Source organism: Flavobacterium sp. LMO6 (assembly GCF_009495795.1).
In the GTDB taxonomy this organism is placed as follows: domain Bacteria; phylum Bacteroidota; class Bacteroidia; order Flavobacteriales; family Flavobacteriaceae; genus Flavobacterium.
On sequence record NZ_WIBH01000007.1, the window covers coordinates 119,244 to 133,219 of the forward strand.

The 13,976-nt window shown below is 30.9% G+C and carries 9 protein-coding genes; 7 read left to right on the plus strand and 2 right to left on the minus strand.

Going from position 1 to position 13,976, the window contains the following annotated elements:
- Window positions 1-259 precede the first annotated feature (259 nt).
- The 7 genes from GFJ99_RS08940 (at window position 260) to GFJ99_RS08975 (ending at window position 9,205) form a co-directional block, all read left to right on the plus strand.
- Window positions 260-3,382 carry a T9SS type B sorting domain-containing protein gene (locus GFJ99_RS08940; protein ID WP_153208413.1) on the plus strand — a complete coding sequence of 1,041 codons (3,123 nt, stop codon included), beginning with the start codon at window positions 260-262 and terminating at the stop codon, window positions 3,380-3,382.
- Between the two features lie 405 nt (window positions 3,383-3,787).
- The gene (locus GFJ99_RS08950) at window positions 3,788-4,552 is read left to right on the plus strand and encodes a ParA family protein (protein ID WP_008256651.1); all 765 of its coding nucleotides are present in this window, start codon (window positions 3,788-3,790) and stop codon (window positions 4,550-4,552) included.
- Window positions 4,553-4,560: 8 nt separating this feature from the next.
- A complete protein-coding gene (locus GFJ99_RS08955) occupies window positions 4,561-5,460 on the plus strand; it encodes a ParB/RepB/Spo0J family partition protein (RefSeq protein ID WP_153208414.1) in 900 nt (299 codons plus the stop codon).
- 41 nt (window positions 5,461-5,501) lie between these two features.
- Window positions 5,502-6,020, plus strand: coding sequence for a DUF5683 domain-containing protein (locus tag GFJ99_RS08960; protein WP_153208415.1), 519 nt, complete (start codon window positions 5,502-5,504; stop codon window positions 6,018-6,020).
- A 44-nt stretch (window positions 6,021-6,064) separates the two neighbouring features.
- Entirely contained in the window at window positions 6,065-6,763 is a 699-nt protein-coding gene (dapB, locus tag GFJ99_RS08965) for a 4-hydroxy-tetrahydrodipicolinate reductase (RefSeq protein ID WP_153208416.1), read from the plus strand.
- 36 nt (window positions 6,764-6,799) lie between these two features.
- On the plus strand, window positions 6,800-8,497 hold the full coding sequence (gene lepB, locus GFJ99_RS08970) for a signal peptidase I (protein ID WP_153208417.1): 1,698 nt from the start codon (window positions 6,800-6,802) through the stop codon (window positions 8,495-8,497).
- A 96-nt stretch (window positions 8,498-8,593) separates the two neighbouring features.
- Window positions 8,594-9,205, plus strand: a complete 612-nt coding sequence (locus tag GFJ99_RS08975) for a WbqC family protein (protein WP_153208418.1) — start codon at window positions 8,594-8,596, stop codon at window positions 9,203-9,205.
- Window positions 9,206-9,247: 42 nt separating this feature from the next.
- Here the strand turns inward: GFJ99_RS08975 and GFJ99_RS08980 are convergent, their stop codons facing one another.
- Both GFJ99_RS08980 and GFJ99_RS08985 read right to left on the minus strand, forming a co-directional pair.
- A complete protein-coding gene (locus GFJ99_RS08980) occupies window positions 9,248-12,730 on the minus strand; it encodes a T9SS sorting signal type C domain-containing protein (protein ID WP_153208419.1) in 3,483 nt (1,160 codons plus the stop codon).
- Between the two features lie 214 nt (window positions 12,731-12,944).
- On the minus strand, window positions 12,945-13,976 hold the full coding sequence (locus tag GFJ99_RS08985; RefSeq protein WP_153208420.1) for an endonuclease/exonuclease/phosphatase family protein: 1,032 nt from the start codon (window positions 13,974-13,976) through the stop codon (window positions 12,945-12,947).

Below are 13,976 nucleotides of genomic sequence, written 5' to 3' on the forward strand. Positions count from 1 at the left end.
AAACGATGTAGTTTAACTTTTTTACCGAAAAATCATTTTTTGATAAAATAAAAAAGTAATCCTTATTTTTTACTCTAAAAAATTGCAAAATAAAACTTAACAATACCTATACATTAAACAAAGGTTAATACTAAAATTTACTTGATATTGCTATTACAGACCATTATTTGATACTTAATTTTGTATAGTTTTTGTAAAATCATTTTTTAATTTTTTGCCAATTGAAAACATTACATTTATAAAAATTGATATTAAAAAGATGATTTCGTTAAAAAAAATAAGCTATTGTGCAATTTTACTAGTAGTCATACTTAAACCCATTGTTACTTATGGACAATTAAGTTTTTGTACTGGCAGTAGTGGCTCACCTATATTTTTTGAAAATTTTGGAAGCGGCACAACTTACGGACCGGCATTACCTGCGGGAACAACAAATTACACCTATGTTAATAGTGGTTTTCCACAAGATGGTCAATATACATTGTTCTTTAGAACTAATTTAATTCCTAATTCCTCTAACTGGCTTTATTCTTTAGATCATACACCTGATAGTGAACCAAATGGAGTTAATGGAAAGTGTTTAATTGTTAATGCTAGCAATACCCCAGGGCAATTTTACAGAAGAACTGTCACTGGTTTATGCAGCAACACTCGTTTTGAATTTTCTGCTTGGCTACTAAATATTTATAATGCTGCATCAGGAGGTTGTACTGGCACTGGCATTCCAATTAATGTAACATTCGAAATTTGGGATGCAACAGATACCATATTGCTTCAATCTGGAAATACCGGAAATATTGCGGGAACATCGTTTCCTAACTGGAACCAATTTGGATTAGTTTTTACAATGCCCGCTTCGCAAACTTCTGTAATACTTAAAATGCGAAATAATGGAAATGGTGGTTGTGGAAATGATTTAGCTATTGATGATATTATGTTTAGAGCTTGTGGAGAATATAGCGTAATAACAGATACTGATACAGGCGGAAACAGTACTATTGTTTGTGAAAACACCATTGCACCCCATCCAAACTTAGCAGTAAATACAACAGGTTCAATCGCACATGTTTACCAATGGCAAGAAAGCAATGACAATATAAATTATACCGATATAGTTGGAGAAAATGGATCAAATTTCACAATTCCTATTTTAAACACAACGACGTATTACAGAGTTAAAGCCGCACAAGATATTTCAAATCTGAATAATCCATTTTGCTCTACACTTTCTGAAATTTACACAGTTGTTGTAAATTCATCACCTAACCCTCCTATTTCAAACGGAGATAAAACTGTTTGTTCTAATCAGGCTAGTAATTTAGTCGTAACAGTTTCTACAAATGAAAGTGTTAATTGGTATGATAGTCCAACAAATGGAAATTTATTGCTCTCAAATTCTTTACAATATACACCAACAGCTCCAGGAACTTTTTATGCTGAGTCTTTTAACACAATAACAAATTGTGTAAGTAACACAAGAACAGCCATAACTCTTTTACCTGTAGTAACCATTTCTTTTTCAGGATCAACTACAATTTGCTCTTTAGAAAATACAGGAATAAATTTAACTGCATCTGATTCTAATGCAACTATTAACTGGACAGCCAGTTCAACTGATGTAACAGGATTTTCAAACGGTTCAGGGAATACTATTTCACAAACATTGACTTATACTGGAAATGCTACCGGAACAGTAATTTATAATGTAACTCCAATAATTAATGGTTGTGAAGGAATACCACAAACGATAACGGTAACGGTAAATCCACGAACCAACATTACGCCTGTTTTTTCAGGGATTCAAACATCATTTTGTTTAAACGAAGTCGCACCTTTGCTTCCAACCTCGTCATCTAATAGCACACCAATAAACGGAACATGGAGTCCTTCAACAATTGATACTTCAGTTGCCGGAATGACTACTTACACATTTACACCTCAAACAAATGCTTGTGTAACTTATGCTCCTTATTCTATAAATATTACCGTTACTAATATCATTTCACCTGATTTTAATGCGACAATTTTCTTTTGTTCTGGAGCAACTCCACCAACATTAAACACCACATCTCCAAACGGAATTAGTGGAACATGGACGCCTGCAACAATAGACAATTTGAACTCTGGAAGTTATCTTTTTACTCCAAATCCAAATCAGTGTGCTAACACACAAACGATAAATGTAACAGTTGGAACAAATAATACTACAATATCTTCTAATGGTCCTACAACGATTTGTTCTAACCAAACAACGGCACTAAATTTAGTAGCTTCAGATCCAAATGCAACCATTAACTGGACAGCCAGTTCAACTGATGTAACAGGATTTTCAAACGGTTCAGGCAATTCTATTTCACAAACATTAACTTATACAGGAAATACTACTGGAACTGTCATTTATTCTATAAATTCAACACTTAATGGCTGCGTAGGAACACCACAAACGATAATGGTAACGGTAAATCCACAAACCAACATTACACCTGTTTTTACAGGAATTCAAACACTATATTGTTTAAATGAAATTGCAGCTCCACTTCCAGTTTTATCTAATAACAGTACTCCAATTAATGGAACTTGGAATCCTTCAACAATAGACACATCTACTTTAGGAACAACCACTTATACATTTATACCACAAACTATTCCTTGCACTACCGTAACTGCTTATTCTATTTCTGTTACGATTGGAGATAACTTTTATCCTGATTTTACTGACAATATCGCTTTCTGTGCAGGAGAAACAGCACCAGTACTTACTGCAACGTCACCAAACGGGATAGTTGGTACTTGGACACCTTCAATAATTGATAATTTAGTTTCTGGAAGTTACACATTTACTCCAACATCTAATGCATGTGCAGTTCCGCAAACCATTACTACAACTGTTTTTCAACCAACTTTAACTGCAATTGAATACACGCTATCCGATGCCTTTTCAAACAACCAGATGGTTACAATTACCGCTATTTCAAATGGTGAATATTTGTACCAATTAGATGATGAAGTGCCTCAAGAAAGTAATGTTTTTGAAAATGTAATTCCAGGAAATCATACCATAACAGTTTATGACAAAAATGGTTGTTCTGCACCTATAAGTGAAGAAATTTTATTAATTGATTATCCAAATTACTTTACCCCAAACAATGACGGATATAACGATATTTGGCAAATAAACGGAATAAACAATTTAGACAATTGGAGTATTTCAATTTTTGACCGATATGGTAAATTACTAAAAACAATGAATTCAAACGTTCCTTTTTGGAATGGAATATACAATAATGAAGTATTACCAGCATCTGATTATTGGTTTACGATTACTTATACAGAAAACAATATTACCAAAATATTTAAATCGCATTTTAGTTTAATTCGATAATTCTTAGCTTCAATTTTTACAAGGTTTACTTTATAATCACTATATTTACTAAAACATAGAAATTATGGCAAAAAGTCAAGACGCAAAGAAAACGGCAAAAAAAGAACCATTAAAAACGGCAAAAGAAAAAAAAGAAGAAAAACGTACTAAAAAAAATACGCCAAAGCGTGATTAATTTATACCCAAAACACGAATTATATTCGTGTTTCTTTTTTTATTAGTTACAGAAACAAATACCAAAATACTGCTTTAAAATTTAATAATTTTGAGTTGAAAATTATTTTTAAATCGATATTTTTCTGACTCTAAAACAGTTAAATCATACTTTAACCCATTGTTAACAAAATTGCCTTGAAAAAACCATAAATAATTGTATTTTTACCACTTAAATTTTTTAATTATCAAATGGGTAAAATCATTGCAATTGCCAATCAAAAAGGTGGCGTAGGAAAAACAACCACTTCGGTTAATTTGGCTGCTTCTCTTGGTGTTTTAGAAAAAAAAGTACTTTTAATTGATGCTGACCCACAAGCAAATGCTAGTTCGGGATTAGGAATTGATGTAGAAAGTGTTGAAATTGGTTCTTATCAAGTTCTAGAACATAGTGCTACTCCTGAGCAAGCAATAGTTTCATGTTCTGCACCAAATGTATCGGTAATTCCAGCTCATATAGACTTGGTTGCTATTGAAATTGAACTTGTTGATAAAGAAAATCGCGAGTACATGCTAAAACAAGCATTAGAAAGCATAAAAGATAAATACGATTATATTTTAATAGATTGCGCACCATCATTAGGTTTATTAACTCTTAATGCGTTAACAGCTGCAGATAGTGTTGTAATTCCTATTCAATGTGAATATTTTGCTTTAGAAGGTTTAGGAAAATTATTAAACACAATTAAAAGTGTTCAAAAAATTCACAATCCAAATTTAGATATTGAAGGCTTGCTATTAACTATGTACGATTCACGTTTACGTTTATCAAATCAAGTAGTGGAAGAAGTGCAAAAACACTTTAACGATATGGTTTTTGAAACTATTATTCAAAGAAATATCAAACTAAGCGAAGCTCCAAGTTTTGGAGAAAGTATAATAAACTATGATGCTACAAGTAAAGGAGCGTCAAATTATTTGAGCTTAGCAGAAGAAATTATTAAGAAAAATCAATAATATACAAGATGACAAAAGCGGTAAAAAAACAAGCCTTAGGAAGAGGATTATCGGCTTTATTGAAAGATCCTGAAAATGATATAAAATCAGCTGAGGACAAAAATGCAGATAAAGTTGTAGGAAATATTATTGAACTTGATATCGAATCGATTGAAATTAATCCATTTCAACCGAGAACGAATTTTAATGAAGAAACGTTACAAGAATTAGCCAAGTCTATTAAAGAATTAGGTGTAATTCAACCTATAACCGTTAGAAAATTAGATTTTAATAAATTTCAATTAATTTCTGGAGAGCGTCGTTTACGCGCTTCAAAACTTATAGGTTTACAAACTGTTCCTGCGTATATACGTTTAGCAAATGATAACGAATCATTAGTTATGGCTTTGGTAGAAAACATCCAACGTCATGATTTAGATCCAATCGAGGTTGCAATTTCGTACCAAAGATTAATTGAAGAAATTAAATTAACTCAAGAAGAATTGAGTGAACGAGTAGGAAAAAAACGTTCTACTATTACTAATTATCTTCGCTTATTAAGATTAGATCCTATTATTCAAACTGGAATGAGAGACGGATTTATTTCAATGGGACACGGAAGAGCGTTAATTAATATTGAGAATCAAGATATTCAAAGCGATATTTACCATAAAGTTGTCACTCAAAACCTTTCGGTAAGAGAAACGGAAGCATTGGTAAAAAATTATCAAGATAGTTTAAAACCAAAAACAGCTAAGCCTGCAAAAGGTAACTCTTTTGATATTAAAGAAGACGAGAAAAAAGCGTTTGCTAACTATTTCGGCACCAAAGTTGACGTTAAAGTGGCAGGAAATGGAAAAGGAAAAATAACGATTCCTTTTCATTCTGAAGAAGACTTTAATCGTATATTAAAATTAATCAATTCTTAGTGAAGGTGCTTCCATACATAGCGGTTTTTATTTGTCTTTTTTTGAGTTTTCAAGGAAATGCACAAGAAGACATATCGTTAAAACCTTCAGATACTGTAAAAGCAATCATAAATCCTAATGCTCCCGCAAGAGCAGCTTTTTATTCGGCCCTTTTACCAGGATTAGGTCAGGCATACAACAAAAAATATTGGAAAATTCCAATTGTTTATGCAGGTTTAGGTGCTGGACTTTATTATTATACTTTCAATCAAAAAAAATACCACGAATTTAGAGACGAATACAAAAGAAGATTAGACGGAACATTTGACCCTAATCATCCAATTTATGGTGACTTAGATAATGATCGTTTAATTCGTGCTCAAAAATTTCATCAAAGAAATAGAGATTTGTCGGCATTAATTACAGCAGGAATTTATATTTTTAATATTATTGATGCTAACATTGATGCTCATTTAATGCAATTTAATGTTAATGACAACTTATCTCTTAAACCCGACATGAATCTAAATCAAATGGATTATAGATTCAATTACGGAATGACACTTACTTTTAATTTTTAACAAAATATTAGGTAACATTACTATTAATATAAGAACTAACAGGAATGAAAATTGCACTTTTAGGATACGGTAAAATGGGAAAGGTTATTGAAAAAATAGCCTTAGAAAGAGGTCATGAAATCGTATTAAAAAAAGACCAAAGCAATAGTTTTGATGGATTATTAAATGCTGATATTGCAATTGATTTTAGTATTCCAGATAGCGCAGTTAGTAATATTACAGAATGTTTAAATAATGAAATTCCTGTTATTTCTGGCACAACGGGCTGGCTAAACGATTATCCGAAAGTAGTAGCTTTGTGTGAAGAAAAAAATGGCAGTTTTATATACGGTTCTAATTTTAGTTTAGGAGTAAATATCTTTTTTGAATTGAATGAGTATTTATCTAAAATGATGGCCAACCTGAAACAATACAATGTTTCTATGGAAGAAATTCATCATACACAAAAATTAGATGCACCAAGTGGTACAGCTATAACTTTAGCCGAAGGCATTATTAAACATACTGATTATACAAATTGGACATTAGAAAATCCGACTAAAAATCAAATTGAAATTAATGCAAAGAGAATAGAAAATATTCCCGGTACACACAGTGTTTTTTATGATAGCGAAGTAGATCAAATTGAAATAAAACATACCGCTCATAGTCGAGAAGGTTTTGCATTAGGTGCTGTAGTTGCTGCCGAGTGGTTAGTTGGAAAAAAAGGAGTTTTTACAATGAAAGACGTATTAGGAATATAATAGTTTATATTCATAAACCATAAAAACAAATATAGAATGGAAATATCAGGTTGGTTAATATTTATGTTATTAGTTCAAGTAATTCACGGAATTGGAACTTGGAAATTATATGTAAAAGCAGGGAGAAAAGCATGGGAAGCATTTATTCCGGTATATAACGGAATTGTATTAATGCAAATCATCAATCGACCAAAATGGTGGATTTTATTACTTTTTATTCCGGTAATTAATTTGTTTTTATTTCCAATTATTTGGATAGAAACCTTAAGAACTTTTGGCAAAAAATCAACTGCAGACATGGTTTTGGGAGTTGTTACTTTGGGACTTTACATTACTTATGTTAACTATACTCAAGAAACAATTTATCACGCAAATCGCGATTTAAAAGCGCCTAACAAAACAATGGACACTTTAGGATCTATTTCTTTTGCAGTTGTGGTAGCGACTTTAGTGCACACCTATTTTATTCAACCGTATACAATTCCTACTTCATCTTTAGAAAAATCTTTATTAGTAGGCGACTTTTTATTTGTTAGTAAATTTCATTATGGAGCAAGAACACCTATGACGCCCATTGCAGCGCCAATGGTTCATGACACTTTGCCTGTAATAAAAGTAAAATCATATTTAGAAAAACCTTCTTTACCTTATTTCCGTTTTCCTGCATTGCAAAAAATTGAGCGTAATGACATTGTGGTTTTCAACTGGCCAGCCGACACATTATATCACATGTATAAAGCGGCAGACAAACGTTACGAAAAACCTATTGATAAAAAAACCAACTATGTAAAACGTTGTACAGCTATTCCTGGTGATAAAATTGAAATAAAAGATGGAATTATTTTTATTAACGGAAAAGAATCGATACTTCCGGAAAGAGCTAAACCGCAATACATGCATAAAATTTACTCTAAAAACGGAGTTTCGTCACCAACTTTACTTGAAAATGGTTCTACTGAATTTACAAGAAAATATATAACAACTATATACAATCAAAATCAAGCTGAAGCACTAAATCCGTATGTAAGAGGTTCTATTCAAAATAACGATGGAACTGTAACCGTTTTTACAGAACAAAAAGGTATTCCAAATAATGTTATATCAAACAACAACATTACAATTACCGAAGTAAATGATTTTGAAAGAGAAGCTAATTTCACTTTAGAGAATGCTGAAAATTTAAGAAAAAAACAAATAGTTGATTCTGTAGTAAGAATAATTCACAAAGATGTTGAAAAATCTATTTTCCCAGGAAATAAAGATTGGAACGTAGATAATTTAGGTCCAATTTACATTCCTGAAGCTGGAAAATCTATTGAACTAAATAAAGAAACACTACCATTTTATAAAAAAGTAATTGGTGAATACGAAGGAAACGATTTAAAAGTAAATGGAAATGAAATCCGTATCAATGGAGAGTTAGCTACATCTTATAATTTTAAACAAGATTACTATTGGATGATGGGAGACAATCGTCATAACTCTTTAGACTCACGTTATTGGGGATTTGTTCCTGCTGATCATATTGTAGGAAAGCCTATTTTTATTTGGATGAGTATCGATGGTATCAATGATGGTATTAAAAATTGGAGCATTCGTTGGGATAGATTATTTACTACAGTAAGCGGTAAAGGGCAACCACAATCGTATTTTCAATATTTTTTAATAACATTAGCCTTTTATTTTGGCTTTGATTATTTTAGAAAGAAGAAAAAGAAAAAAGAAGAAGCTTAATTTTAGGCTATTTCATGTAAATTTCACTATTAACACAAATTTTCATGTGCTAATTAGTGAAATTTATGTTTTAATAACTAATTAAAATATTTAATAATGAACATCTTAATACATCCCTCTTATTTTCCATCGATTAGTCATTATATCGCTATGATTCAGGCTGATTCGGTTACGTTTGAAATGGAAGATAATTTCCAAAAACAAACCAACAGAAACAGGATGTATATTTATAGTCCAAATGGTGTTCAGCTATTGAATATACCAGTAAAACATGCTTTCGAAAAGCATCAAAAATATAAAGACGTTCGAATTGAAAACGATTTTGGATGGCAAAAAAATCATTTTAAATCTTTAGAAGCAGCTTATAGAACTTCTCCATTTTTTGAATATTTTGAAGATGATTTTCGTCCGTTATTTGAAAAAAAACATGAATTTCTTATGGATTTGAATTTGGAAGTTTTTGAATTGGTAAATGATTCTTTAGGAATTAATATAGAAACCAAAAAAACTATTGAATTTTTTCATGAAGCAACTAATTACACTGATTTCAGACACTTAGTCAACGGAAAAAAAGATACTATTAAATTAGAAGAATACACTCAAGTTTTCAATGAAAAGCATGGTTTTTTGAATAATTTAAGTATTCTAGATTTACTATTTAATGAAGGCAGATATGCCGTTGATTATTTAAAGAAACAAAAAATATAAATAAATAAGCCTCTAAATTTAGAGGCTTATTATTTAAATATATTAATGAATTATCTTCTTAGTTACAACCTGATTGTTTTGGAATTTTACTTTTACTACTAATGGTTGGTTTGATTTTTGCAATTCAACAATTACTTGATTACTTGACACTTTTGAATCACTAATTAAAAGCCTTCCTAAAATATCATAAACTTCATAAGAAGAAATAGATTCAATTCCTGAATTCATATAAATTTTATCATCTTCTGTATAAATTACAATGCTATTTGCATCAAAATCAGGATTAGATAAAGTTGAATTTGCATATCGTAAGGCAAAACGATTATTGTAAATTCCGGAATTTGACTGAAAAACATAAGGACTTTCCGAAAGGTTATGAATAATATTAGTTAATCTATCTTCTAAATAAACTGTTTGACTACCTTCAAAAACACCATCAACAGCTGCAATTGCAATCGTATAACTACCGTTTTGAGAACCTTTATATCCTAATGAAATGACATCCGACTCTAGGAACGGAAGCCCTTTTCCTTGTATACATAAAATATCGTCATCTAAAATAGAGTAGAAATTCTGGCTCAATTTATTAGTTGTATCAGCATCATATAATCGGTCTTTATCATTTGTTGCGCCATCAACATATCCAACTACTGTTCTTGAAACACTTCCATTAGGTCTATTTGAAATTAAATCTAACCAAATACGATGTTTTTCATTAACTGGTTGGGCATTTCTATAAAATTCTGAATTATCATATAAATTACTTCTCATTGCATTATTAAATACAACCGAACTCGTTGCTGCAGTTGCCCCTTCATTCATCATCACCATAAAAGACTGACCTGATGCGATATAACCATTAAAAGATTCAGGACCACTGGTTGTAGCTGTGCCGTTATGAACGATATAATCATTTGGAGAATAATTATATAAAAAATTATTATAAAATGGATCCGAAACCAAATCAGAAGGTAAAGTAGTACTCGACCAAATTCTAATATTACCATCAATATCCGGGTTATTTGTTAGAAAAGCCATAACATCTATTGATGATGGATATGGATTTCCTACTAAATTCCAGTTATCATCAAAAACGGTTCTCAATACACCATTTGGACCATTAGATCCCGCTCCTAAATTACTTCCTCTTTCAATAGGAAATGAAATAACCCCATTATTAGGAACTCCTGTAAATGTTGCCGTGAAATTTTGTGGTGCTCCATTTGTAAATCCATTAGGCCCACGAATAGCATAACCCTTTCCAAGAACCATATTTTCATTCGCAATTTTCCAATCACCTTGTCCTCCATTAGAATTTAAAGAAACAGCATCCCAATTAAGAACAAAGTTTGAAGGTGTACTAGGTGAAAGATTTAAAAGAGGAAAATTTAGCACAGGTGAAGACCAATACACATAATCTTGTAAACGTATTTGATTTGTTCTTTCAACAGTAACATCACCAATATTAGTGATTCCATCAGAAATTTGTACTAAAGAACCGTTATTAATAACCTCCAACAATCCAAGAGGTTGCACTATAACTTTATTTTGAACATTTACATTTTTTCCTGCAACAACAGTTAAAGTACGTCCGTTATTAACCTGTATAGAACAGGCATCAATACTTGGTAAGGTTGTCATATCGTAATCACCATTAATCAGGACAAACTTCGTGAAATCTGGAATTCCTGCTGACCATGTAGTACCATTCCATATAGTCATATTACTATTTGATGCAGAGCTAAGACTAGTTCCACAAATATTACTAACAGCCCTAACTCTAAAATAAATAGGTGTATCTAATGGTAAGCCTGTTAAAAGATGACTAGTAGCACCTCCAACATTTAACCCATTAAAACCCGGTAAATAAGTAGCAAAATTACTAACCGATGATACATCTAATTCATAACTATCTGCTCTTGGTATACTTGCCCAATTAACTGAAAATGAATCACATGAAATGAAAGATATTGTGGGACGGCTAGGTCGATATAAATAAATAAAATTTACTGTAGATGAAAACCTACTAGAACATGCAGAAGAAACTGCTTGAATTCTGTAATAATATGTCGTACTATAATCTAATCCAGAAATAGTATAACTTGTTACATTTCCAACATCTAATCCATCATATCCTGGTAGTATTGCAGTAAAATTACTAGTGGTTGAAACATATAACAAATAACTAATTGCTCCAGAAACCGTATTCCAATTAGCATCAAAACTATCACATTGTAAATTAGTTGGAGTAATAATTACAGGCGTAGATAAAGGAGGGGTAGCTATTGTTTCAAGACTAATAACATTACTAGGATTAAAACAACTACCTATATTTGATGAAGGAGAAACCAATCTTCTAAAATATCTAAACCCAGCCGTTGTAGTTCCAGGAGGAGTGTAATTTTGAGAAGTTGCACCTGGAATATCTACAAACGTAATATTGTCATTTGAAACTTGCCATTGGTAGTGAATAGTTGGATTAGTTGCTGTAGCTCTATAAGTATAACTTGTTCCATTAAGAAATCCTGGAGCCACATTATTACAAACTTGAGAATCTCCTACAAATGAAATTGAATTTGTTGTGTTATCAAAACTTGACAATGAAAATTCAATAATATTAGTAGTAACATTATCATAATAATCTAACACTAATTCAGCATCTCCATCTAAATAGATAAGAATATTACTGTATAAAGTATTTTGAATTTTCCATTCACTAAAAACTAACTGATTATCAACATATAAACGAACACCATCATTACATTTAATTGTAGCCATATAACATCCTGCAGGACGTGTTGAACGCATTTTATATCTCATTGCAAAAGAAGTAGTAAAGACAGAAGAAAGTGTTGAACCGCCACTTATTAGTGGAAAACAAACTGTATTGCCTCCAAAATTTTCTGTTATAGTTTCAGAACCAACATTATAATATCCTATATAATTTTCATTATTAAATGGGAATGTTGAAGTAGGAGTAACAGGCGAAACTGTCCCACCTGGAGGAAGTTCAAACTCACCAGGAGAAGGCGGAACATAAATCCAATCATAAGCATGACCAATCCAAGTATTTACTCCTCTTGCATTTTGATTATCTAATGTATTACCAACACCTAACAATGTAAGAGTAATTGTTCTACCTGAAACACTAGAAAAATTACAAGCATCAAAAGACAATACAATTTTTACTTGACCTGAATAAGGCGCAACCCAATTTGTAATAGTAGCTCCGTTTGTTCCAGAAGAAAATCCAATGTTAACATTCGACAAATTAAAAATGTCTAAATTTTCAGAACTAGAAGGGAATTCATCACCAACACTGAATTCATAAGTAAAACCTTGCACAACATTCAAGAGGATATAATTATTCCCTCTAGCATTAGATACATTTTGACTTTGAGGTGGTGCACTAACACAAAAAGATTGCGTAGCCCCATTTTGAGTAGCTCCAACGGGAAAGGAACATTGTGAATAAGTATATAAAGCACCTAAAAATAGGCACACAAATAAGTAGTGATTTTTCATTTTGCTTTTAGGGATTGCAAAACCAAATACCGAATTAAATTTTTAAGTAAATATCAATTAATATGATTTTTACTTATTAATAAGCATTTCAGGTTTAGGGGGTTTAAATTAAGCTACAAAAATAACTTAAAAAGTTAACAATCAATGATTAAATCGATATAAAACAAAAAAAATCGTTGAAACAAAAAAAATAACTAATTCTATATCAAAACAACTAGTTTGAAATTGAAAATCTAGCAATTTGAGGAAAATGATCACTTTGAAAAAAAGCATCTAATGATTTATACTGCTTAACTTTAATTGTGTTTTCTACTAAAATATAATCTATTCGTGCAGGATAATATTTAAAATTATAAGATTTTCCAAAACCACAACCCGCTTCTTCAAAAGCATCATCCATATCCCCTTTTATGGTTCTATACACATATGAAAATGCACTATTATTTAAATCACCACAAATAATTTTAGGAAAAGAACAAGTATCATAATGTTCTTTAATTAATTCAGCCTGAACTTGTTGCTCTGTAAACGCTTTACTCAATCTTCTATATATAAATTTAGATTTAGCCTCATCAATTTTATCTTCAATATCGGTGCTAATTTTTATTGATTGTAAATGCATACTGTATACTCTCAGTGTGTCTTTTTCTTTTACAATATCTGCAAAAATTACGTTATTACTAGAGTTTGGAAAAGTAATTTCACCTTTATTTATAATCTTATAATTAGAGTAAATTGCTTGTCCGTATTTATTTTTCCCACCATAAAGTTTTTCATAACTATACTTGTAATCTGATGCATTTACAGCATCATTTGGAGAAAATTCTTGTAAACATAAAATATTTGGTTTTTTTTCTTGAATTAATTTTAAAATTTGATCTGGAACATCATCTTTTGGCAACCAACCATATAAATTAAACAAACGAACATTGTAACTCATTAGAGTAAAATCGGAATCTTCTTTTGGTAAATTGGTTTCAGAAAACTTATAAAAACGATTAATAAATGTAATTCCAAACAATAATACCATTCCAGAAATCAAAACATATCGTTTTAATTGAAGCAACCAATATACAAAAAAGAAAAAATTGAGCATTAGAAAAAACGGCAATAGTAAAGTAAGTACACTTAAAAAAGGAAATGCTTTTGGCGCTAAAAACGGCAATGAATAAGCAAGAAAGGTTAATACAGTAAGTACTATATTAAAAAACAACATTATTTTGCTCAACCAAGTTTGTTTACGCAT